Source organism: Pseudomonas cedrina subsp. cedrina, from assembly GCF_001983175.1.
Classification (GTDB): Bacteria; Pseudomonadota; Gammaproteobacteria; order Pseudomonadales; family Pseudomonadaceae; genus Aquipseudomonas; species Aquipseudomonas cedrina.
In genome coordinates this window covers 203,169-226,130 of record NZ_MNPW01000009.1, presented here as the reverse complement: position 1 = coordinate 226,130, position 22,962 = coordinate 203,169, and the positions used below count along the sequence as shown (strand labels likewise).

Annotated in this window: 22 protein-coding genes; 12 read left to right on the top strand and 10 right to left on the bottom strand. The window is 60.0% G+C overall.

Annotated features, from left to right (window positions below; translation table 11 throughout):
* Window positions 1-232 precede the first annotated feature (232 nt).
* A complete protein-coding gene (gene prmB / locus BLL36_RS20070) occupies window positions 233-1,141 on the bottom strand; it encodes a 50S ribosomal protein L3 N(5)-glutamine methyltransferase (RefSeq protein ID WP_076953059.1) in 909 nt (302 codons plus the stop codon).
* Between the two features lie 239 nt (window positions 1,142-1,380).
* Between prmB and BLL36_RS20065 the strand changes: the two genes are divergently transcribed.
* The 3 genes from BLL36_RS20065 to BLL36_RS20055 all read left to right on the top strand — a co-directional run bounded on the left by BLL36_RS20065 (window position 1,381) and on the right by BLL36_RS20055 (window position 3,071).
* Window positions 1,381-1,971, top strand: coding sequence for a cysteine hydrolase family protein (locus BLL36_RS20065; protein WP_076953058.1), 591 nt, complete (start codon window positions 1,381-1,383; stop codon window positions 1,969-1,971).
* 146 nt (window positions 1,972-2,117) lie between these two features.
* The gene (locus BLL36_RS20060) at window positions 2,118-2,438 is read left to right on the top strand and encodes a hypothetical protein (protein WP_010208859.1); all 321 of its coding nucleotides are present in this window, start codon (window positions 2,118-2,120) and stop codon (window positions 2,436-2,438) included.
* Window positions 2,439-2,513: 75 nt separating this feature from the next.
* Window positions 2,514-3,071 (top strand): Smr/MutS family protein, encoded by a 558-nt coding sequence (locus tag BLL36_RS20055; protein ID WP_016976371.1) that lies wholly within the window; start codon window positions 2,514-2,516, stop codon window positions 3,069-3,071.
* A 52-nt stretch (window positions 3,072-3,123) separates the two neighbouring features.
* Here BLL36_RS20055 and BLL36_RS20050 read toward each other — a convergent pair whose 3' ends face one another.
* Together BLL36_RS20050 and BLL36_RS20045 are read right to left on the bottom strand one after the other, a co-directional pair.
* Complete coding sequence (locus BLL36_RS20050) at window positions 3,124-3,312, bottom strand: hypothetical protein (RefSeq protein ID WP_076953057.1); 189 nt, start codon at window positions 3,310-3,312, stop codon at window positions 3,124-3,126.
* Window positions 3,309-4,040, bottom strand: a complete 732-nt coding sequence (locus BLL36_RS20045) for a zeta toxin family protein (RefSeq protein ID WP_076953115.1) — start codon at window positions 4,038-4,040, stop codon at window positions 3,309-3,311. Before BLL36_RS20045 ends, BLL36_RS20050 begins: the two co-directional genes overlap by 4 nt.
* 184 nt (window positions 4,041-4,224) lie before the next feature.
* On the opposite strand from BLL36_RS20045, the gene folE reads away from it, so the two are divergent.
* Both folE and BLL36_RS20035 read left to right on the top strand, forming a co-directional pair.
* Window positions 4,225-4,770, top strand: a complete 546-nt coding sequence (gene folE / locus BLL36_RS20040; RefSeq protein ID WP_076953056.1) for a GTP cyclohydrolase I FolE — start codon at window positions 4,225-4,227, stop codon at window positions 4,768-4,770.
* A gap of 102 nt (window positions 4,771-4,872) precedes the next feature.
* The gene (locus BLL36_RS20035; protein ID WP_076953055.1) at window positions 4,873-5,244 is read left to right on the top strand and encodes a glutaredoxin family protein; all 372 of its coding nucleotides are present in this window, start codon (window positions 4,873-4,875) and stop codon (window positions 5,242-5,244) included.
* A 311-nt stretch (window positions 5,245-5,555) separates the two neighbouring features.
* Here BLL36_RS20035 and BLL36_RS20030 read toward each other — a convergent pair whose 3' ends face one another.
* From BLL36_RS20030 to BLL36_RS20020, 3 genes are read right to left on the bottom strand one after another with little or no spacing between them, the layout of a single operon-like run.
* On the bottom strand, window positions 5,556-5,882 hold the full coding sequence (locus BLL36_RS20030) for an AtuA-related protein (protein WP_076953054.1): 327 nt from the start codon (window positions 5,880-5,882) through the stop codon (window positions 5,556-5,558).
* The gene (locus BLL36_RS20025; RefSeq protein ID WP_076953053.1) at window positions 5,879-7,204 is read right to left on the bottom strand and encodes an acyclic terpene utilization AtuA family protein; all 1,326 of its coding nucleotides are present in this window, start codon (window positions 7,202-7,204) and stop codon (window positions 5,879-5,881) included. The genes BLL36_RS20030 and BLL36_RS20025 overlap by 4 nt, the downstream gene beginning before the upstream one ends.
* 1 nt (window position 7,205) lies before the next feature.
* Window positions 7,206-8,498, bottom strand: coding sequence for a CitMHS family transporter (locus tag BLL36_RS20020; RefSeq protein WP_076953052.1), 1,293 nt, complete (start codon window positions 8,496-8,498; stop codon window positions 7,206-7,208).
* A 111-nt stretch (window positions 8,499-8,609) separates the two neighbouring features.
* On the opposite strand from BLL36_RS20020, the gene BLL36_RS20015 reads away from it, so the two are divergent.
* Window positions 8,610-9,506: a LysR family transcriptional regulator gene (locus BLL36_RS20015; RefSeq protein ID WP_076953051.1), complete on the top strand. Its 897-nt coding sequence runs from the start codon at window positions 8,610-8,612 to the stop codon at window positions 9,504-9,506.
* A 285-nt stretch (window positions 9,507-9,791) separates the two neighbouring features.
* Here BLL36_RS20015 and BLL36_RS20010 read toward each other — a convergent pair whose 3' ends face one another.
* Window positions 9,792-10,394 carry a glutathione S-transferase family protein gene (locus tag BLL36_RS20010; RefSeq protein WP_076953050.1) on the bottom strand — a complete coding sequence of 201 codons (603 nt, stop codon included), beginning with the start codon at window positions 10,392-10,394 and terminating at the stop codon, window positions 9,792-9,794.
* Window positions 10,395-10,404: 10 nt separating this feature from the next.
* On the bottom strand, window positions 10,405-11,571 hold the full coding sequence (locus BLL36_RS20005; protein ID WP_076953049.1) for an aminotransferase-like domain-containing protein: 1,167 nt from the start codon (window positions 11,569-11,571) through the stop codon (window positions 10,405-10,407).
* Window positions 11,572-11,653: 82 nt separating this feature from the next.
* Here BLL36_RS20005 and BLL36_RS20000 point away from each other — a divergent pair, with 82 nt between their 5' ends.
* The 3 genes from BLL36_RS20000 (at window position 11,654) to BLL36_RS19990 (ending at window position 14,255) form a co-directional block, all read left to right on the top strand.
* On the top strand, window positions 11,654-12,088 hold the full coding sequence (locus tag BLL36_RS20000) for a MarR family winged helix-turn-helix transcriptional regulator (RefSeq protein WP_076953114.1): 435 nt from the start codon (window positions 11,654-11,656) through the stop codon (window positions 12,086-12,088).
* Window positions 12,089-12,262: 174 nt separating this feature from the next.
* Window positions 12,263-13,609 carry an NCS2 family permease gene (locus BLL36_RS19995; RefSeq protein WP_076953048.1) on the top strand — a complete coding sequence of 449 codons (1,347 nt, stop codon included), beginning with the start codon at window positions 12,263-12,265 and terminating at the stop codon, window positions 13,607-13,609.
* 10 nt (window positions 13,610-13,619) lie between these two features.
* Window positions 13,620-14,255 (top strand): LysE family translocator, encoded by a 636-nt coding sequence (locus BLL36_RS19990; RefSeq protein ID WP_076953047.1) that lies wholly within the window; start codon window positions 13,620-13,622, stop codon window positions 14,253-14,255.
* On the opposite strand, the gene BLL36_RS19985 is transcribed toward BLL36_RS19990, so the two are convergent.
* Complete coding sequence (locus BLL36_RS19985) at window positions 14,236-19,476, bottom strand: dermonecrotic toxin domain-containing protein (protein WP_076953046.1); 5,241 nt, start codon at window positions 19,474-19,476, stop codon at window positions 14,236-14,238. The genes BLL36_RS19990 and BLL36_RS19985 overlap by 20 nt on opposite strands.
* Before the next feature lie 145 nt (window positions 19,477-19,621).
* On the bottom strand, window positions 19,622-19,975 hold the full coding sequence (gene uraH, locus BLL36_RS19980) for a hydroxyisourate hydrolase (RefSeq protein WP_076953045.1): 354 nt from the start codon (window positions 19,973-19,975) through the stop codon (window positions 19,622-19,624).
* 453 nt (window positions 19,976-20,428) lie between these two features.
* Between uraH and puuE the strand changes: the two genes are divergently transcribed.
* From puuE to alc, 3 genes are read left to right on the top strand one after another with little or no spacing between them, the layout of a single operon-like run.
* On the top strand, window positions 20,429-21,355 hold the full coding sequence (gene puuE / locus BLL36_RS19970; protein ID WP_076953044.1) for an allantoinase PuuE: 927 nt from the start codon (window positions 20,429-20,431) through the stop codon (window positions 21,353-21,355).
* Entirely contained in the window at window positions 21,352-21,867 is a 516-nt protein-coding gene (gene uraD, locus BLL36_RS19965; protein WP_076953043.1) for a 2-oxo-4-hydroxy-4-carboxy-5-ureidoimidazoline decarboxylase, read from the top strand. Before puuE ends, uraD begins: the two co-directional genes overlap by 4 nt.
* A gap of 42 nt (window positions 21,868-21,909) precedes the next feature.
* The gene (gene alc, locus BLL36_RS19960; protein WP_076953042.1) at window positions 21,910-22,905 is read left to right on the top strand and encodes an allantoicase; all 996 of its coding nucleotides are present in this window, start codon (window positions 21,910-21,912) and stop codon (window positions 22,903-22,905) included.
* Window positions 22,906-22,962 lie beyond the last annotated feature (57 nt).

Here is a 22,962-nt window from a genome sequence, read left to right as displayed (position 1 = left end):
AGGTTGGCGGTTTCCCCTGTGGCGAGCGGGCTTGCCCCGCGTTGGGCTGCGAAGCAGCCCTAAAATCAGGCTCTGCGGATTGTCTGATACACCGCATTCTGCTGACTGGGTCTGCTGCGCAGCCCAACGCGGGGCAAGCCCGCTCGCCACAGAGAGATTTGTCAGCCGTTGAAATTGTTTTGATATCTATGGCTATCGCAAGCCAGCTCCCAAACTGACCGCGCTCCTGCCGTCAGACCCTGGCGGCAAACACCGCCTGATGCTGGCGGCATTGCTCCGCCGTCAGCATGAACACCCCGTGCCCGCCACGCTGGAACTCCAGCCAGGCGAAGTCGACTTCCGGGTACAGCGCCTCGACGTGCACCTGGCTGTTGCCCACTTCAACGATCAGCAAGCCCTTCTCGGTCAGATGGTCCGCCGCCTCGGCCAGCATGCGCCGCACCAGGTTCAAGCCATCGTCGCCGCAGGCCAGGCCCAGCTCCGGCTCGTGCTGGTATTCGTCGGGCATATCGGCGAAGTCTTCGGCATCCACATACGGCGGGTTGGACACGATCAGGTCAAAGCGCTGGCCCGGCAGGCCGTCGAAGCCGTCGCCCTGCACGGTGTAGACGCGCTGGTCGACGCCGTGGCGTTCGATGTTCTGGTTGGCCACTTCCAGGGCTTCGAAGGACAAGTCACCCAGCACCACTTCGGCGTCCTGGAACTCGTAGGCACACGCGATGCCAATGCAGCCGGAGCCGGTGCACAGGTCGAGGATGCGTGCCGGCGGCTGGGCCAGCCAGGGTGCGAAGCGGTTTTCGATCAGCTCGCCGATCGGCGAACGCGGGATCAGCACGCGCTCATCGACGATAAACGACAAGCCGCAAAACCAGGCTTCACCAATCAAATAAGGCGTCGGCACGCGTTCGTGGATGCGGCGATGCAGCAACCGTTGCAGGTGGGCAACTTCCTCTTCTTCCAGGTTGCAGTCGAGGTAGCTGTCGGCGATTTCCCAAGGCAAGTGCAAGGCGCCGAGCACCAGTTGCCGGGCGTCGTCCCAGGCGTTGTCGGTGCCATGGCCAAAAAACAGGTCTTCCCCATGGAAACGGCTGACAGCCCAACGGATATGATCGCGCAAGGTGCGCAGGCGGGAAGTGGTCACGGGGTAAGCTCCTGGAAAAAACGACTGGCGATTCTATCAGCCTTCACCTGTACCGACGATGTACGAAAAAGCCTCTGCCACCCGTCGGATTTCATCTGAATTAGCCTCATTGTGTTAAACAGGCCAGCCTCTTGACATGGCTGCACGCCAGCAACGGCGTACCTTACGATGGTAGCGATTCACAGAACCGCTCAGCCAGTGGACAATGGCGCAAAAGCCCCCCTCACAGGAGCCCCAGAATGTCCGTTCCAAAGACGATGTTTCAACTCAGCGGTCGTGGTTACGCAGCAGCGAACCTCAGCCATGCGACCCTCGTGATCATCGACGCGCAGAAGGAATACCTCAGCGGCCCGCTCGCCCTGTCCGGCATGGACGCGGCGGTCAGCAACATCAAGCAGCTCGTGTCTTCGGCGCGCAACGCCGGGCGCCCGATCGTGCACGTGCGCCATCTGGGCACCGTGGGCGGCCTGTTTGACCCCCAGGGCGAGCGCGGCGAATTCATCCCGGGCCTTGAGCCTGAAGGTGACGAAACCATCATCGGCAAACTGTTGCCCAGCGCGTTCCACGGCACCGGCCTGGAAAAGCATCTGCAGGATCTTGGTTCCCTGGACCTGATCGTCTGCGGTTTCATGAGCCACTCCAGCGTCAGCACCACCGTGCGCGCCGCCAAGAACCTGGGCTTTCGCTGCACCCTGGTCGAAGATGCCTGCGCCACCCGTGACCTGCCTTACAAAGGCGGCATCCTCAGCGCCGAGCATGTGCAGCAGACCGAAATGGCGATCATGGCCGACAATTTCGCCACCCTTGCGCTGACTAAAGACCTGATCTGATCCAAACGAGCGCCGATGAGCGACGCGGCAATGTTTATTGCCTCGCTCATGGGCAAGACCCTTTCATTTGGCGCATTTACCCCTCGTCCCGGAACAACCTGTGTATTGTCCGGTCGAAGGGCCGATACCCTGGAGGAAAGGTCGGAATGAAGATATCCGATGGTTTTGATGCTCGTCGCTTGCGCCCCAAGGGCCCGAGCAACTGGCGTCTGCGCCTGGTGGCCGGCATTGCCGCGCTGCTGGCGATTGTAGGTCTGCTGCTGGCCGGCGCTGGTGGCGCCGGCCTGTTTGGTCACTCTCCGGCCCTTGGCGAGCTGAATGCCAGCCCTGGCGGCTCGGCGATTCTGTTGGCGATTGGCCTGCTGGTGCTGTGGCTGGGCGTGTGGTTATGGCGGCGCAGCCGTCGGAAAATGCGCCAGCCATTGTCGCTCAACATCGCTTCGCACCTGATGAAAAAGCACGACTGATGGCGCTTGGATAGCGTTTCCTGCGCCCTGGCCGCCGCGTTTTAGGTAAACTGCCCGCCCTTCGCGGAGGCCATCATGCAAGACGACGATTTTTCCCTGTTCAAGAACGAGCTGCGCGGCGTCAAGCCGATCAAGCACGACCGCGCCGACACCGGCAAGCCCAAGGCCGACCGGGCGCAGATCGCCAAGCTGCGCCAGGCCGCGACCGTGCGCACCGACGCCACCACCGTGGACGGCCTGTCGGACCAATTCGTGATCGACGTCGGCCCCGAAGACGAGCTGATGTGGGCCCGCGATGGCGTGCAGGAAAGCCAGATGCGCAAGCTCAAGGCCGGCCAGATCCCGTTCGAAGGCAGCCTTGATTTGCACGGCATGAACGTGGAGAAAGCCCGGGAAACCCTGTGGGCCTTCCTTGCCGAAGCGACCAAGTTCGAGATTCGCTGCGTGCGCGTCACCCACGGCAAGGCCGTGCGGCTGGACGGCAAGCGGCCCATGATCAAGAGCCACGTCAACACCTGGCTACGCCAGCACGCCCAGGTGCTCGGCTTTACCTCTTGCCAGGCCCGCCACGGCGGCGCGGGCGCAGTGTACGTGATGCTCAAGCGCACGATGATGGAAGGGCGCGACGAGTAGGCGTGAAAAAGCCCAGCACTCAGGCTGGGCTTTGGCTTAATGGGCCAGATGCCTAGTTGCCATTAAACTCTTGAGACTTCTTTTCTTTGGCCAAAGAAATCACAGCTTTTTGCATCGTTATCGCAGTATTGGCTGCGCTTCGATACACCGCCCGCCTTTCTTCTACCGAACAGTTGCGGAAAAAGTCCGACATGGTCGTTGATTGATATTTTTCTACCGATTCCGTGATTCCGCCTTTCATAAGGCTGCTCCGGTCAAAATTTGCTCAAGTTGATCTGGATAGTAGGGCTGGCTGACCAACTCGTCAACGTCCTCAGCCGAAAGGTCGATACCGACCTCTGCATCACCACCGTCCGTGTCCTTGATGAGTACGTCGACCTGAAGGCGATCCTGAAACTCGCGGTTTAACTGACAAACCGTCGCCTTTGATGCGTAGAACTGACGAACAAACTCATTGCAGGGAATGTTCCTTCCTTCGATGGCTTCACGTGCCAACACAAACTCCCAGGCTAACGTCGGTTTCTGATAAACATAGATCACTTGAACCGATCGGTTTTTCTTATCCAGAGCACGCTGAACATTTTCTCGGGCGACATCAAGATTCGCAAGTGTTCCATCCAAAAGAAACGACTGGCACTGTTGATAAACAAGGTCGACGGTCCGTTCCACGATGGCTGTTACACCACGCTGGAAAAGACTTGAGTTCCCACCCGTGTACTCAGGAAAATATTCTCTGAAATCGTCAGGATCGATACGAAGAGCAGTCGATCCGTGGGCCTCCATCAAACGGATAAAAGACTTCGAAACTTCTGTCTTGCCTGCGCCAGGGGAGCCGGCCATAAAGACTGAAACTGGATACTCTTCACCCGGATATCGACTCAGGCAGGCCAACTCCCGAGCTATTCGTGTCCGATTTGCTTTGGCAAAAAGTACGGCGCGCTCAGAAATGCTTCGTTCCAAGGGTGTCATCGGGTCCTCCTCAACGAGGGCTGACTCTAGCATCGGGATCGCCAAGGAATACAACTGTCGGCGCACCTAAGCTACTATGTGCGCCATTAATCAGCACGCGATGCGCTACACCCGCTGAAAACTGCGCTTCACATTGGTACAGGCATACACCGTACCGTTCTGAAATCCATACGGAAACAGCCCTGTGACATTGGAACAAAACTACACCGCGATCCTCGGCCAGCTCGGCGAGGACGTTTCCCGCGAGGGCCTGCTCGACACGCCAAAACGTGCCGCCAAGGCAATGCAGTACCTCTGCCGTGGCTATGCGCAGACACTGGAAGAAGTCACCAACGGTGCCTTGTTCAGTTCTGACAACAGCGAAATGGTTCTGGTCAAGGACATCGAGTTGTACTCGTTGTGCGAACACCACTTGCTGCCGTTTATCGGCAAGGCCCACGTGGCGTATATCCCGAGCGGCAAAGTGCTGGGCCTGTCGAAGGTCGCGCGGATCGTCGACATGTATGCGCGCCGCCTGCAGATCCAGGAAAACCTCAGCCGCCAGATCGCCGATGCGGTGCTGCAGGTGACCGGTGCGCTGGGCGTGGCCGTGGTGATCGAGGCCAAGCATATGTGCATGATGATGCGCGGGGTCGAGAAGCAGAATTCGTCGATGATCACGTCGGTAATGCTCGGTGAGTTCCGCGAAAACGCGGCTACCCGAAGCGAGTTTCTCAGCCTGATCAAGTAACGGGCTGCGTAGGAAGAACCGGCGTTCATCGCCGGTTTTTTTTCGCCCGGCAAAAATCAGGTAAGCTGCGGCCCCTTCTGTCATGGGCAAGAGGTTTCAGCCATGTTCGTCAAAGCACTTCGAGTGGGCCTCGGCCAACTCATCATCGCGGGCGACTACCTTACCCGCCCACGCAAAAAACAACGCAGCGCCGAACAGCAGGCGCAGGTGAACGCAGCGGCCAAGGAATTGACCCTCTACCAGTTCCACGCCTGCCCGTTCTGTGTGAAGACCCGCCGTACCCTGCACCGCCTGAATGTGCCAGTGGCGTTGAAAGACGCAAAGAACAACCCACAGGACCGCCAGACCCTGTTGGAGCAAGGCGGCAAGATCAAGGTGCCGTGCCTGCGCATCGAAGAAAATGGCCAGACGACCTGGATGTATGACTCCAAGGTGATCATTGATTACCTGGACCAGCGGTTCGCCGCGGTCTGACAGACGCTGCAAATCCCTGTGGGAGCTGGCTTGCCTGCGATGCAGACGACGCGGTAGCCCAGGCGTACCGAGGTGATGCCATCGCAGCATAGGTATCTACACATTTTTGTAGTGAGCGGGCTTGTCCCGCGCTGGGTGGCGAAGCCGCCCCAATAAAGACACCGCGCAGTTTCAGACAAACCCAATTCGCCTGGTTTGGGGCCGCTTCGCAGCCCAGCGCGGGACAAGCCCGCTCACTACAGGGATTTGTCAGCCTTTGAAAGTTGTGTAGATACCCATGGCCATCGCAGGCAAGCCAGCTCCCACAGGATCTACGCCAGTCTTAAATCCTGTATTTCCAAAGCCAACAGCGCCGAACCCAGGCACTTGCCATGGGCATCCAGCGCCAGCGAACGCGTGACGCCACCGCGCAGGATCCCCGGCAGCACGAAGTTCAGCGCCTGCACGTTGGGCAATTCATAGCGCCTTACCTGCGCCGCGCCTGCCTCGCGCATGCCCGCGAAGAACTCGGCCACGCGCTCGGCCGTCAAGTATTCGCACAGCAACGGATAATCCTCGGCGCGATAGGCAATGATCGAGATATTCGAGGTGTCGCCCTTATCTCCGGTGCGGGAATGGGCCAGCGTATGCAGCTTCATGCTTCGATCCTCGGCTTGACCGCGTTACGCGGCAGCAGCAACGACGCCACCGCCACCACCTGGCGCACGCTTTTGCTCGCGCCGCCGCCGCCCGACGGGCCGTTGGTATAAAGGGTTTCCACTTCATTGCCCACACGCACGGCTTCGCTGCGTTCTTCGCAGCGCGCGGCCACGCGCAGGCGTACTTCCCAGGGTTCGACGCCGCTGCGCGGGCCGTGGAGCGAGTCCATGCCGATCAGCTCGGCGCGCACGTCCTGCAGCTTCACGCCAATCAATTCCAGGCGTTTAAGGACCACATCCCTTGCCAGTTGGGCTCGTGCGACAGCGCCGGGGCCGCCATAGGACATCTGCCCTTCACCGATCCAACCCTCCAGGTAACCGACGCTGACCTTCAACTGCTCGGGTCGCGCACGCCCGTCGGCGCCCTGGGCGCGAACGCGATCGACGCCCTCCTCGACAAACCCTACCCGGGAAAAGTCCGCCGTCACATCCGGTGTGAGGTAGGCGGCCGGGTCGTGCACTTCGTAGATAAGCTGTTCAGTGCAGGTGGCACGACTGACCCGCCCACCGGAACCGGCCACCTTGGTGATCAACGCTTCACCGTCGGCATTGATCTCAGCCAACGGGAAGCCCAGGCGAGCCAGGTCATCCACGTCCTTGAAACCAGGGTCGGCGAAATACCCGCCGCTGACTTGCCCGGCACATTCGAGCAAATGCCCCACCAACGTGCCGCGCCCCAGGCGCTGCCAATCGTCCGCCGCCCAGCCGAATTCAAACATCTGCGGCGCCAGGAACAGCGATGGGTCAGCCACGCGTCCGGTAATGACGACGTCGGCATCAGCGCGCAAAGCTTCGAGAATGCCGTCGACACCCAGGTAGGCATTCGCCGAAATCAACCGCTCGCCCAACGAGCCGACGCTCTGGCCGTTATCCAGTAAAAAGTCGGGCTGCAGCACTTTCAACACATCGTCGCCGACGACGGCGACCACCTTGAGATCCAGGCCCAACGCGGCGGCGATCCGCCGCACTTCAATGGCCGCCGACACCGGATTGGCGGCGCCCATATTGGTGACCACCCGCAGACGACGACGCCCGGCCTGCACGCCCACAAAGGGCAACACGCGGCGCATGCGCTCGCTGAGCAAGGGGTCGTACCCACCGTCGGGATCGCTGATCCGCGCCTGTTGCGCCAGGGCAATGGTGCGTTCAGCCAGGCACTCGAACACCAGGTAATCCAAGTCGCCTTGTTCGGCCAGTTCCACGGCAGGCTCGATACGGTCGCCGGAGTAGCCGGCGCCGGAACCGATGCGCAAGGTTTTCATATCAGATAACTCCCAGGAGCAACGCGGTCAGGGTCATCAACACCGACGCGGCAAACAGAAACGGAATGGTGAAACGCTGGTGATCGGCCAATTCGATCTTGCACAGGCCCACCAGCAGGAAGGTCGCAGGGGTCAGCGGGCTGACCGGGAACCCGGTGGTGTGCACGCCCAGCAAGGAGGCCTGGGCCACTTGCAGAGGGTCGACGCCCAACGCTTTGCCGACTTCGGCGATCACCGGCATCACGCCGAAATAGTAGGAATCGGGATCGAACAGCATGCTCAACGGCATGGAAAGGAAACCCACCACCGCCGGGATCAGCTTGCCGTGGCCGGCCGGGATCTGCGCCACCGCCACTTCAGCGATGGCCTTGAGCATGCCGGTGCCCTGCATGATGCCGGTGAACACGCCGGCCGCCAGCAGGATACTGGCCATGGTCAGCGCGGTCTTGGCATGCGCGTCGATACGGGCGCGCTGGGCGTCGACGTTCGGGTAGTTGATGCACAGCGCGAGCACCGTGCCGAGCATGAACATCACCACCGGGTCGACCCAGCCGGCGATCATCACCACCATCACCAGCACCGTCAGGATCAGGTTGACCCAGAACAGGCGCGGACGGCGCAGCTTGATGTCGTCGTCACTGAGCACCCGCTGCGGCACGGCGTCCACGCTGGAACCGGCACCGAGGCCCAGGCGTTTTTCCTCACGATGGCCCAGCCACCAGGCACAGGCGAAGACGAAGATCAGGCCGACGATCTGCACCGGGATCAGCGGCTGGAACAGATCCGCCACCGGCACATGCAAGGCCGCCGACGAGCGCAGCACCGGGCCGGTCCAAGGCAGGAAGTTGACCCCGGCCGCCATCGCACAGACACACGCGAGGATGCGTTTATCGATCCCCAGCCGGGTATACAAGGGCAGCATGGCCGGCACCGTCACCAGAAAGGTCACCGCGCCGGAGCCGTCGAGGTGCACCAGCAGCGCCAAGGTCGCGGTACCTACGACAATTCGTGTAGGACGCGTCCCTACCGTGCGCAGGATGCGATCAATGATGGGGTCGAGCATGCCAGCATCGGTCATGATCCCGAAAAACAGAATCGCGAACACGAACATGCCCACCACGGGGGCGACGTTCTTGATACCGGTGATGATGAAGGCGCTGGTCTGCAGGCCGAACCCGCCGAGCAGTGCGGCAATGATCGGCAAGGCGATCAGGGCCACCAGCGGTGAGAGGCGTTTGCTCATGACGGCAGCGAGCAGGCACAGGATGGTGATGACACCCAGGGTTGCGAGCATGGGTTACTCCAGAGCGGCCTTGGTGGCCGGTTATTGTTTTCCCTGGAGTATTGGAAGCGAGGTAGTCTTTGTAAATTGGAATATTCACCTGCTGGCATTCGGAAAAACAAAATGAAGAACAGCATCCAACACATTCAGGCCTTCCTTGCGGTGGCGCGCGCAGGCAGTTTCACCAAGGCGGCCAATGAGCTGCACCTGTCGCCCTCGGCGCTCACCGTCCAGGTGCAACAACTGGAAGACTGGCTCGGCGTCGCCCTGCTCGACCGCAGCCCGCGCCACGTCAGCATCACCGCCGCCGGCCAGGAAGCTCGCGGGCCGATGGAAAAACTGCTGCTGGACCTGGACAACATTGTCACCGGTTCTCGTGACCTGGCCGCGCTGCGCCGGGGCGTGGTCACCCTCGCCGCCCTGCCCTCGGTGTGCGCCGGCACGCTGCCGCCGGTGCTGCGCCTGTTTCGCGAGCGTTTTGCCGGGATCGAAGTGCGCCTGCATGACCTGGTGGCCCATCGCATTCACGCCCAGGTGCGTTCCGGCGAGGTGGATTTCGGCATTGGCGTACGTGCGCGGCTCAGCCATGGCCTGGAATTCGTACCGGTACTGAATGACCGATTATGTGCGTTTGTGCCGCAGGATCATCCTCTCGCTCGCCATCGCCAGTTGACCCTGGAGCAACTGGCGGACCAGCCGATCATCCTCACCGGGCGCGACAGCAGTGTGCGTGAGCACGTGGATGCTCTATTCGATGAGACAAAGCTGACGATGACCGCCGGCATGGAAGCCAACTACATGTCGACGGTATTGGCACTGGTGCGCCAGGGGCTGGGGATCAGCGTGCTGCCGGAGTCGGCGGCGGACAGTCTGGAGGGGTTGAAGCGCATCCCTATTGATCATCCGGGTGTGAACCGGGAGATCGGGTTGATCAGTCGCAGTGGGGTTGCACTAAGCCCGGCCGCACAGCGCTGCTTTGATCTATTGCATGACCAGCTATCTGACACACCACCGGGCTAACTGTGGGAGCTGGCTTGATCTGCGCCAGGTTAGTTGCCTGACACACCGCTATCGAGGTATCGACACAACTTTCAAAGGCTGAAAAATCTCCCTGTAGTGAGCGGGCTTGTCCCGCGCTGGGTGGCGAAGCCGCCCCAATAAAGACACCGCGCAGTTTCAGGCAAATCCAATTCGTCTGGTTTGGGGCCGCTTCGCAGCCCAGCGCGGGACAAGCCCGCTCACTACAAAAATGTGTAGATACCTATGGCTATCGCAGGCAAGCCAGCTCCCACATTTGGACCGCGTTTAATCCAACATCGCCACATGTTTCGGATGGCTGGCCACACGCGCCAGCCATGCCTGCACTGCCGGATAGGGCGCCAGGTCAAACCCACCCTCATGGGCCACATGGGTATAGGCGTACAACGCAATATCAGCGATCGAATACTGCTCGCCCACTAAATACGGCGTGGCCTGCAACTGACGCTCCATGACCTTCAGCGCCTTGTAGCCGCCCTTATGGGTGGTTTTGTATTCCTCCAGGCGATCCTGCGGCATGTTCAGGTAAAACTGGATAAACCGCGCCACCGCAATGTACGGCTCATGGCTGTATTGCTCGAAGAACTGCCACTGCAACACTTGCGTGCGCAGGCGCGGCTCGGTGGGCAGGAACTCGCTGCCATCGGCGAGGAAGTTGAGGATCGCATTGGACTCCCACAGGCACGTGCCGTCTTCCAACTCCAGCACGGGGATCTTGCCGTTGGGGTTCTTGGCCAGGAATTCGACGGTCTGGGTGTCACCCTTGAGGATGTCCACATCGACCCATTGGTAAGGGATGCCCAGCAGGCTAAGCATCAACTTGACCTTGTAGCAGTTGCCCGACTTGTAATCGCCATAAACCTTGTACATGGGGCTCCCCTTATGCCGCTTGCGCGTGCTGTGCTTGACGGACCACCGCGGCCAGGCGCTTGAGACCTTCGTCCAGGCGGGCCGGGTCGATATGGCTGAAATTGAGTCGCAACGAGCCAAGGTGCTGGTCGGGCTCGGAAAAGAAGGGTTCACCGGGCATGAACGCGACGTTCTGGTCGAGCGCTTGAGCCAACAAGGTGCGGGTATCGAGCGGCTGTTTCAAGGTCAGCCAGAAGAATAATCCGCCTTGGGGCACTTGCCAGTCGGCCAGGTCGGCGAAGTGGCGCTGCAGCGCGGCCTGGAATGCATCGCGGCGATCGCGGTAAAAACTGCGCAACTGCACCAGGTGCTGCTGGTATTTCTGCGTGCCGATCCACTGCATGGCCTGCCATTGGCCGACGCGGTTGGTGTGCAGGTCCGCCGACTGCTTGAGCTTGAGCAGGTGTGGGAACAGGTCCGGGCTGGCGATCAGGTAGCCGACACGCAGGCCGGGCAGCAGGGTCTTGGACACGGTGCCGGTGTAGATCCAGCTGGCTTTTTGCAGGCGGGCGACAATGGGTTTGGCACTGGCGCCGTCGAAGGTCAACTCGCGGTAGGGTTCGTCTTCGATCAGCGTCACGCCGAACTCATCGAGCAAGGCGGCGACGGCTTCGCGCTTGGCCTCGCTGTAGCGCACCGCAGACGGGTTCTGGAAGGTCGGGATCAGGTAGATGAACGCCGGGCGATGGCGTTCGAGGTTACTGCGCAATGCACCCAGGTCGGGGCCGTCGGCCTCCAGCTGGACGGTGAGGCAGTCGGCGCCGAACAGTTGGAAGATCTGCAAGGCGGCCAGGTAAGTCGGGCCTTCCAGCAGGATCTGCGTGCCTTTGTCGATATACAGCTTGGCCGCCAGGTCGAGGGTTTGCTGGGAACCGCTGACCACCAGCACCTGGCTGGCCTGACAGTGGATACCCAGCGCGCGCGCCTCGGCGGCGAGCAGTTCACGCAGCTGCGGCTCGCCTTCGCTCATGCCGTATTGGCCGATGTTCAGCGGCATGTCGTCCCAGTTCAGCGCCGGCAGCATGGCTTCGGCGGGCAGGCCGCCGGCGAACGACATCACTTCCGGTCGCTGGGCCGCCGCAAGGATTTCACGGATCAAGGAGCTTTTGAGGCGCGTAACACGTTCAGAGAAGGCCATGGGGGTCACCGGTAGCGAAGCCTGGGGAAAATACGTCAAACTGGTTGACCGAAATTACGACGACTCACACGGATACGTCAATATGCTTGACCTTAAAAACCCCCTCGCCCAGCAAGAAGCCATGCAAGCGTTCTTCTTCGGTTACCAGGCGTTCACCGCCAAGGCCGACGAAATGCTTGAGCGCCGTGGGCTGAGCCGGGTGCATCAGCGCATCGTGTTTTTTATCGCGCGCTACCCGACGTTGAGCGTCAAGCAATTGCTGGAATTGCTGGGCGTGAGCAAACAGGCGCTGAATATCCCGCTGCGCCAGTTGCAGGAAATGCACTTGGTGCACAGCGTGGCGTCCGAGACCGACAAGCGTAAACGCCTGCTGCAACTGACCGAGGAAGGACTGCGTTTCGAGCAGTCGCTGCGCCGTGAACAGGTCAAGTTGCTGCAGCGCGCTTTCAGTGAAGCCGGCGAAGCCGCGGTGGCCGGATGGCTGGCCGTCAATCAGGCATTGAGCGCCGCGAACTAGCCTTTCATCGCGCTATTCGAAAACATTATTTGCTTTCTTTGTATACAAAAGCATAATTCGCCTCGAGCGAGTTCCTGACCTAATGGTCAACAAACCCGCCAGTACCTCACAGCGCGAGCCCACTTGCGTGACCCGCGCTGGAAATAACAATAAAACTCTTGAGGAGTACTTGCCGTGGATAGCCGCAAATCCGAAGCCCCTACGCTGGACCTTGCCCCGCCCCACAACGGCTGGCTGGAACGCCTGTTCAAACTGCGCTTGCATGGCACCACAGTGAAGACCGAGCTGATCGCCGGCCTCACCACCTTTATCACCATGGCCTACATCATCTTCGTCAACCCCAACATCATGGCCGATGCCGGCATTGATCACGGCGCCGCATTCGTCGCCACCTGCATCGCCGCCGCGCTCGGTTGCCTGTTGATGGGCCTGTACGCCAACTGGCCGGTGGGCCTGGCGCCAGGCATGGGCCTGAATGCGTTTTTCACCTACACCGTAGTCGGCACCATGGGCTACACCTGGGAAACCGCACTGGGGGCGGTGTTCGTTTCCGGCGTGCTGTTCATGGCCCTGACGCTTTCGCGGGTACGCGAATGGCTGCTCAACAGCATCCCCGTGAGCCTGCGCCATGCCATGGGCGAGGGTGTCGGCCTGTTCCTCGGGGTGATCGGCCTGAAGACCGCCGGGATCATCGTCGACAGCCCGGCCACGTTGATCAAGCTCGGCTCGTTGCATGAACCGGCACCGCTGCTGGCGGCCATCTGCTTCCTGCTGATCGCCATCCTCAGTTATCACCGTGTGTTCGGCGCGATCCTGATCAGCATCATCGCCGTCACGCTGGCCGGTTGGGGCCTGGGCCTGGTGCAGTACAACGGCATCCTCGCCACGCCGCCCAGCCTGGCGCCGACTTGGATGGCGATGGATGTAAAAGGTGTATTCAATGTAAGCATGATCAGCGTGGTATTTGCCTTTCTTTTTGTACACATGTTCGATACCGCAGGTACACTGATGGGCGTCGCGCAACGGGCCGGCCTGGTCAATGCCGATGGCAAGATCCATAACCTGTCCCGCGCGTTGAAAGCCGACAGCGCTTCCAGCGTGTTTGGCGCCATGGTCGGCGTGCCGCCGGTGACCAGCTACGTGGAAAGTGCCGCCGGTGTTGCCGCTGGCGGCCGTACCGGGCTGACGGCGGTGACCGTGGGTGTGTTGTTTGTGGCGGCGATGTTTTTTGCACCGCTGGCTGGCATGATTCCGGCCTATGCCACCGCCGGCGCGCTGATTTACGTGGCGATGCTGATGATGGCAAGCATGGCCCATATCAACTGGGATGAAGCCACCGACAGCATTCCGGCGATTGTCACGGCGATCATGATGCCGCTGACCTTCTCGGTGGCCGACGGCATCGCGTTGGGTTTTATCACCTACGTGGCGCTCAAGACCGGCACCGGCAAGTACCGCGAAATCTCCGTGAGCCTGTGGGTGCTGTGCGCGATCTTTATCGCCAAATTCATATTTCTGTAAGGAGCAACGGATGAACCTGGAAACCTGGCTGCTGTTCAGCGGCGCGGCCCTGGTGGTGATCCTGATACCGGGGCCACTGTCACTGCTGATGATCAGCAACAGCCTCAACTATGGCCTGCGCCGCTCGTACCCAGCGTTTCTCGGAGGGGTGTTTGCCTCGATCTGCCTGCTCAGCGCTTCGGCCCTGGGCCTGGGCGCCCTGCTGCTGGCGTCGGAACGGTTGTTCAGCGCCTTGAAGATCGTCGGCGCGGTGTACCTGTTCTACCTCGCTTGGCAGAGCTGGCAGCAATCGCGGCAACCGGCCAAGGCCGCCGAAGTGCCGTACAGCGCGCCCGTGCCACGGTTTCGTGCGTTGTTTGGCCGCGCATTCGTGCTGGGCGCGAGCAATCCCAAGGACATTCTGTTCTTTGCCGCGTTCCTGCCGCAGTTTCTCAGCAGCGAGCAGCCCTTCCTGCCTCAATTACTGACGATGATTGCCACCTGGACCCTGCTCGATCTGCTGTGCAAGCTGGCCTACGGTGTGGGTGCACAGGGGGCCTCGCGCTACCTGCGCAACGGCAGTGGCCAGAATTGGTTCAACCGCGTCAGCGCCGGGCTATTCGGTGGTGCTGGCGTGATGGCACTGATCAAGGCCCGGACCGGCTGACTTTGGCAAAATAGACACTCGCTTCGCGCCCGGCCTGACTGCTCCACTGAATACCCGCAACGATCGGGACGAGGCGGTTTTCGCTCATGGCGCTGCTGACGCCTGCCAATGCAGGCACATCCGGATTGCTGCGAATAGTTTCAGTTAACCAATGATCCGTCAGCCGCGTTTTCAAATCGATCGTCCCGCCGTATGCCCAATGCATTGACACGTAGTAAACCTTGTTGGAAAGCGGATGAGTCACGATCAATTCACGCGTGGGCTTATTGGCGTGGATTGCCAACACGTCTTGTACGTCAAAGCCTTGCCGCTGCAACACGTGGGTGATGGCCTGACGCATCGCAATGTTGCGCTGATCCGTCCGCTTGGGGACTGGGTACCGAAGCGTGGGATCTAAACCTTGGGTCCTGAAGTCGACCCGCGTCAAGCCCGGCGCCTCGCCTTCCAGCCCTATGAATATCGATTTGACCTGCCTCTCGGTGGGCCGCAGCATTCTCAGCAAATCATCCGTCTGCCCCGGTTGCGCGGGGGCCGGGGGCAGCCAGTCGTCCAATGTCGCACGGATATTGAGCATATGACTGGCCGTTGCAGGGCGCTCCGGGCCTGATAGCTCAATCATCCGTGCCACGGTGAATTCTCGGCTTTTGGCGGTCATGGTGGGAAACGCCGTGCCGACATAGTCCGGCAATGACCTGTCAAACAGAGGGGCATGGAGCTGCCAGCCGCCCGTCGGCGTATGCGACGCAGGAAGGGGCTGTTCGTGACGTGCTGTGCTTGTCCAACGTTCGATATCCACACGGGCCAATGAAACCAATGGCTCATCCGTTGTGATAAACACAATGTTACCCAATGGAGCCTGCCCCCCCTGGGGGAGCAACCTGTAATAAGCGCTCAAAGGATCGCTCAGGCTCGTAAAGGGTGGGGCTACACGCAGGACATTGTAGGAAAACCCTCGGTTATCCATCGGGACGTGAAAAATACCGGGCGACGGGCAAGTCAACTGCTGAACATCCGGAATATGCGTACGCCAAGCCAACCAGTGGGTGGCCGTGGTGGAGGATTGGAGTATCCGGCTTTCCGTCGTCCTGCGTACCACGGGTGGCCACCAGTCCGGCGGCGGCAATACCGGGGCTGTCCACGGGCGAAGCACGCTCGAACTCGTTCCCGCCACGGGTGGAGGGGCGTCCGCGCCGAGTAACCACTCCTTGGACTGGTGGATATCCAGAATCAGCTCGTCCTGCCCTGGCGACTGCCGATTTTTCAGACGAAACCATTGCTCGCTGTCCCGTTTGTAAACCGGGTAATGGTGTGTGTTATCCGCCACAAACAACTCGCCATGTTTGGCGTAGACACCTGTTTGACCCGGCCCTTTCAACGCCACGGCCCCCTCAGGCACCGATTTGATCCTGAAACGCTCCAGCGCCTGAAGTTGCTTCACAGATGACGCCGAACGGGCAATGCCTGCCGGTTCCACACGCCAATGGCGCACCCGCCCCAACGCAGAGGGCAGAGCGGACCGTATGGCGGGAGTCAACGCAACCCCCGCCTTCTTGGGGCCCGGTACGAAAGTCGTGAGCAGATTGACCAAAAAGAATTTTGTCGTATCGGCCAACACTCGCTTATCGCTGGGATCGCCCGAATGCTGATAACGCCGCGCCGCACCGTACAACGCATGGATGTCGCTGAATATCCCGAATATTGGAACAAAGGTACTTAACAGCATCCGAATATTGGCGACTCTATCGTCGCGAAGGCGGCGGATTCGGTATTCCTCCAAGGCCTTACTGGAGTAACTGGCCGCTTGTGTCTGGCGTTGCAACTCATGCACCTTGCCGTGGTATAGCAACGCCTGGGCATCGCAGTTGGAGTTGGCGACAATCGCCAGCCAGTCCTGCGGATCACAGGCAATCTGCTCGAGCACTTGTTCTTCTATTTCATCAAGCGACAGCGAGGGTTCCAGATGCTTCACGCGGGAGCTTCGAGTCCATCGCCAAACCCCTTTCACAAGGAAAATAACAGCGGACACATCAAGAAGGTTGATGGTCACTGGATCAAACAGAGAAGGGGTGGCCTGAAAGGCCCAGCCGGGTGCGACCTGTCGTGCCAGCGTCTTGACGTTATCTGGCAATGCGCCAAGACGGTTCAATTCAGCGCTGGCCTGTTCAAGGCTGCTGTACTCAGTGAGCACCAAGGGGAGCGGGGCCTGGGGCCAATAGATCACGCAAAGCTGCGAGCGCTTGTCCTGCATGACCACTATCCCTGCGACATAGCGGTCATGCAGCAGGGTATGCCCCACCAAATGAACCACGTGCAGGTGTAACTCGTGCTGGTTCTTCAACATGTCCTGAGGCGTGCGTGCGGCCATTGCCGTGCTGAATACGCTTTGCCCTTTCGCCGACAACCCCTGTTGCACCGCTGAAAACAGATGCTGTTCAACACCGGCGCGCAACGCGCGATTCAATAACTCGGGAATACGTCCTTCGCTGAGCGGATGGTTGGGATTAACGGATGGATAAAAGACCTCGTTGATCAACGCGTCGTACCGGCCGCCGATATCCAGCGAAGAGATGAGTTGTCTTAAATGCCCCGTCGAAAGGCTGTCTGGCCATGTCCATCGCAAAGGGCAAGCACGGTTTAATTTATGCTGCGTCCAGGGTGCCAGCGGGTCCAGGTTATGCAGCGCCAGCTCCAACAGACTGAAGGCTCTGCACGAAGAAGACGGGGGCAATGTTTTTTGCGGGTCCTTCAAGAGACAAGCGTCTTTATGATCGCAATAGGTGCCGTGAATATCCCCGGACATCGCTATAAAGGGCTCGTCCAGCCCAATGCCCAGGGCGATCCCGTCACGACGCAAGCGGGCGGTCAACGCCTGGCGCGCATAGGTGTTCAAGTCCGGCAGACGTTGTTCAAGCCGCGTTAAAAATGCCCAGGCGCTGGTCATGTAAAACTTCTGCGAGTGTCTGAAGTGTCTACGTTGCGCACGCGTTGCCCCTGCCAACCATGCCGGCAGTTTTTTAGCTTCACGCGCGACCTTGCGCAGCAACTCAATATTCGCCTGCGCGCGGCTCAGAGCACTGTTGACGGGAACCTGCAGTTGTTGCTCCAGCTCAGTCAGCAGCAGCTCGCGGCTCAACTCGGCATCCTTGACCTCGCTGAAAATACGCGTGATGTCATCGGTGCTTTTGTACAAGCGACCGCAGCTCCCAATGAGTTTTTTGATGGAGGCCAATGCCGGCTTCTGAGGGATGGGCACGTAGCGTACTTCCAAGGTTTCACGCGCCGCATGTGTGCGTAAGTCGTTACGCTTATCGCGCGCGACACTGCCCCACAGCACGGAATCGTCCCGACTGGCGAGGCTTGCCTTGACACTGCGCGTGAGTGCGTCCAGCCCGAAAAACGGCATCACCCCGCCCTCTTCTCCAAAAGCGTATAGCACCACGGGAAGTTGGCGACGCGGGACCCTCACCGCCGCTGCGGTCGTGACTACCCAGATGTTATGGAGCGAGTAAAAGGCATCCAGCTCGCTGCCGATGGCGATCGACAGCACTTGGGTTTGACTGCCCGCGCGGCGGGCGGGCAACGGCTGCTCCACCACTTCAATCATCAAGTCCCGATGCGCCGTACTCAGCAGCTTAAGCCTGTATTGAACCTGAACCTCACAGCGCAAGGCCTCGGTTTGGGCACGCATAAACAACGTAATCCGCCTGGGCGTATCCTTGCCACCGGGGCGCTCAGACCAAAAGTCAAGGTTAAGCAACCGTTGCCGGGCACCCTGCGACACTGCATTCACGGTTTGGGCGTGAGTCTTGAGTTGGACCAGCAACGCAACGACCTCCTGATAGGCCGGTGTCTCGGCGCTTGGATCTTGCGGATCCAGCAGCGCGACCAGGCCTTTTTCGTAACGCTTGATCTGCTGCTCTGCCGTGCGCAGGGCCAAGCCGGGCGCGGTACTGGCAAAGATAATTTCCTTGCTGCGTCGCTGGTGGTCCCACTTGAGCAATTCGTCACGCAGCTCACCGAGCCGAGCCCTCCCGACCAGTCGTTGCCTGTTGCCCTCCACATACTTGAGGAAAGCGCCGGCATCCAGCGGCTGCGGTCGCTCTTGGGCAAATACCTGCTTGTGATAAATCGTCGAAATACAGGCCAATTCATTATTCCATTGCTGCCTCAGCAACTCTTGCGCCCCCAATGCCAACGCGTCCTCCAGGATCTCCAAGCCACGTGCCACGGTGGACGCAGGGGACAAATCCGCAGGGCGGCACAGCACTTGGCGACGATTCAAGGGCAAGCATTGCCAGAGTTCGTCAAACCGCGATTGGCTCAGCTCCAGCACACCGCACTGAAGCGCGACGAAGGAAGGGTACTCGTAGAAATTGCGGGCAATACCTGGCAGGTAAATGATGTGGGGCACACCGCTGGGGTCACCCTCACGGTAGATATGCAACGCACCTGGAATCACAGTTGCAGGCGTACCTGGCCAGAGTAGCTGGCCCACTCGCACACAGGCCCAATCCGCACCGGCGCGCTGACGCGCCTCAGCGCTCGGAGCATCAATCACGGCCTGGACCATGGCCATTGCGTTACCCGACAGCTCATCCAGTTGCCGCGCGATAAAGGCACGGTCGGCGAACAGTTGCGCGTGCAACGCTACCCAGCGTTCCCGGAGCGTCAGCCAGGAACCGTACGCCAACGTGTCCCAATAATCAGCGGCCGCGCGGACCAATCGCTCAAAAAGTCTCATCGCATCCAACCGTTGAAGTGCTTGCAACGGCGTCAACGTCAAGCGATAGCCAGGCTTGCCTTTGAGGCTCAGGTTGGTTGACGAGGTGACACGGGGCTCCATCACGGGCTCGAAGAGCGACGACAATGCCCGACTTGTCAGGCTGTCGACTTTCTCGGGTTCATCGTCCTTCGCGGGCTCGGTAAACAGCAGGTCATCCGGGTCCTCCGTGAACGCCTTGTGCAGCTCGGCGCGAATAACCTTCAAGACTGTCGGCGAGCGCCCCAGCAGATGTGTCAGCGTCTGCGCCGACTCGCTGCAACGCATGTCGGCCAGGCAAATTTGATTGATCAAGCGGCTTGGCTGGGTAGAGGCGTTAATTTGCAGCGTCAACTGTTCGCGGATGGCCCATAACTCAGCTTCGGTGACCTCGTCGGTGTCGGTGTCGAACGGAGGGCTGGAAACGGGAGCAGCGGACGAGTTCTCGGTAACCGAGGTCATGGTCTTTTCTCTGATTGAGGAAAAACCAGCCTAGGCAGCGCAGGTGCTCAAGGGGCGTTAGATAGTTGAGTGCGCGCAAAAAAAAGCCCGCAGTGTGAGCGGGCAACTATCAACGAAGCGCTTTGGGGGGTGAAGCGAGGTGACGCTAGCTACCGCGATAGGTGGAGTAGCTGTAGGGCGAAATCAGCAGCGGGACATGGTAGTGCTCCTGTTCGGCGCTGATGCCGAAGCGCAACACCACCACGTCAAGGAACGCCGGCTCGGGCAATTGCACACCACGGGCGCGGTAGTAGTCACCGGCGCTGAATTGCAGCTGGTACACACCGCTGCGGTAGGCGTCGCCTTGCAACAGTGGCGCGTCACAGCGGCCGTCGCTGTTGGTCAAGGTGGTGGCAACCCGTTCCAGTTGCGTGCCTTCGACGCGATACAGCTCAACCTTGATCGCGCTGCCGGGGCAGCCGTGAGCGGCGTCCAAAACGTGTGTGGTCAAACGTCCCATGGCGGTTATGCGCCTCCCGAAGTCAGTCATAGAGTGATCCGCACTTTTTCAGGGCATCGAAAAAGTCGGCGATGGCTGATTAAGACACTTTTAAAAAAAATTGTACACAATAAAAATCACAAACTATTTAACGGCTTCCACGGAAGCTTTTCTGTAGGAGCGAGCTTGCTCGCGAAGATCGTCAAAGATAACGCGTTCAAACTGAATGAACACGACGTCCTTGGGTTTTTCGCGAGCGAGCTCGCTCCTACAACACGCGGCGTTTATTTTTATTTTGCTGACCACTCGGGCAAGTTTCTTGCAAAAGCTACCGTTCAGAAAAAATGCAGAAATGCAGGCTTACAAAGTCGATGATAAGTTGTATACAATCACTCATCGCTGTGACGCCACCCAGTCATTTCACTGCCCGGCCGCCACACACACTTGCTACCACGAACAAGAAGGAAGACTGCAGTGAGCGCTGACTACCCACGCGACCTGATCGGTTACGGCAGTAACCCTCCTCACCCCCACTGGCCGGGCAAGGCACGCATCGCGCTGTCTTTCGTACTCAACTACGAAGAGGGCGGTGAGCGCAACATTTTGCACGGCGATAAGGAATCCGAAGCGTTCCTCTCGGAAATGGTCTCGGCGCAACCGCTGCAGGGCGCGCGCAACATGAGCATGGAGTCGCTGTATGAATACGGCAGCCGTGCCGGGGTGTGGCGCATTCTCAAGCTGTTCAAGGAATTCGATATCCCGCTGACCGTGTTCGCCGTGGCGATGGCCGCACAGCGCCACCCCGAGGTGATCCGCGCCATGGTCGAGGCCGGTCATGAGATCTGCAGCCACGGCTACCGCTGGATCGACTACCAGTACATGGACGAGGCCCAGGAGCGCGAGCACATGCTCGAAGCCATCCGCATCCTCACCGAACTCACCGGCGAGCGCCCGCTGGGCTGGTACACCGGGCGCACCGGTCCCAATACGCGGCGGTTGGTGATGGAGGAAGGCGGCTTCCTCTATGACTGCGACACCTATGACGACGACCTGCCCTACTGGGAGCCCAACAACCCAACCGGCAAGCCGCACCTGGTGATCCCCTACACCTTGGACACCAACGACATGCGCTTCACCCAGGTGCAGGGCTTCAACAAGGGCGATGATTTTTTCGAGTACCTCAAAGACGCGTTCGACGTGCTGTATGCCGAAGGCGCGGAAGCGCCGAAGATGCTGTCCATCGGCCTGCATTGCCGCCTGATCGGCCGCCCGGCGCGCCTGGCCTCGTTGAAGCGTTTTATCGAGTACGCCAAAGGGCATGAACAGGTGTGGTTCACCCGCCGAGTGGACATTGCGCGCCATTGGCAGGAAACCCACCCGTACACGGGAGCCGCGAAATGACTGCGTTCCAGACCCTCAAGCCGTCGAGCCTGAGCCGCGATGAATTCGTCGCCGCCTTCGCCGACATCTACGAACACTCGCCATGGGTGGCCGAAAAGGCCTTCGACCTGGGCCAGGATGCTTCGATCGACCAGATCGAAACCCTGCACCAGCGCATGAGCGACACCCTGTTGAGTGCTGATCATCAAAGCCAACTGGCGCTGATCAACGCTCACCCCGACCTGGCAGGCCGTGCCGCCGTCCAGGGCGAACTGACCCAAGCCAGCACCGATGAGCAAGCTGGCGCGGGGATTCACCAATGCACGGCCGAAGAGTTTTCTCGCTTCACCGAGCTGAACGAGGCCTACAAGGCCAAGTTCAAGTTTCCCTTCATCATGGCGGTAAAAGGCAGCAACCGGCATCAGATCCTGGCCGCGTTCGAAACGCGCATCCACAACTCTGCGGACGCTGAGTTCAAATGCGCACTGGACGAGATCAACAAGATCGCGTTGTTCCGCTTACTGACCCTCTAAACGACCAATCCCCAGCCACTCTATCCAAGGCAGACAAGAAGAATGAATGCTTACGCCGTACCTTTCGAAAAGTTCGTCAACCTGGCCGACGCCCGTCTAGGCACAAAGATTATCTCGGTGACCGATGACTGGTTCGCCGACGCCAACCGCCTGTTCCAGCCGACCCCGGCCGTGTGGAAGGAGGGCGTTTTCGATGACAACGGCAAGTGGATGGACGGCTGGGAGTCGCGCCGCAAGCGCTTCGAAGGCTACGACAGCGCGGTGATCCAACTGGGCGTGCCCGGTTCGATCAAGGGTGTGGACATCGACACTTCATTCTTCACCGGCAACTACCCGCCGTCGGCATCGCTGGAAGCCTGCTTCCTGGCCTCGGGCGAGCCTGACGAGCACACCCAGTGGGTGGAAGTGCTGTCGGCCGTCGAGCTGCAAGGCAACAGCCACCACTATCACGAGATCAACAACGCGCAGGCGTTCAGCCACCTGCGCTTCAATATCTACCCGGATGGCGGCGTGGCGCGTCTGCGCGTGTACGGCGTGCCGTTCCGCGACTGGTCCGCGGTAGGCGACAACGAACAGGTCGACCTGGCAGCCGCGCTGAACGGCGGTCGCGCGCTGGCTTGCTCCGATGAACACTTCGGGCGCATGAGCAACATCCTCAACCCCGGCCGTGGTATCAACATGGGCGACGGCTGGGAAACCGCACGGCGTCGCACCCCAGGCAATGACTGGGTGATCGTCGCGCTGGGGCACCCTGGCGAGATCGAGAAAATCATCGTCGACACCCTGCACTTCAAGGGCAACTACCCGGACACCTGCTCGATTCAGGGCGCGTTCGTCAAGGGCGGCACCGACAGCCAGATCGAAACCCAATCGCTGTTCTGGCGCGAATTGCTGCCGGCGCAGAAGCTGGAAATGCACGCAGAACATACCTTCGCCGAGCAGATCAAGGCGCTGGGGCCGATTACCCACATCCGCCTGAACGTGTTCCCGGATGGCGGTGTGAGTCGCCTGCGGGTACTGGGTAAAGTTTCGAAATAAGCGGGCTGATCGTTCCCACGCTCCGCGTGGGAATGCATCCCGTGACGCTCCGCGTCA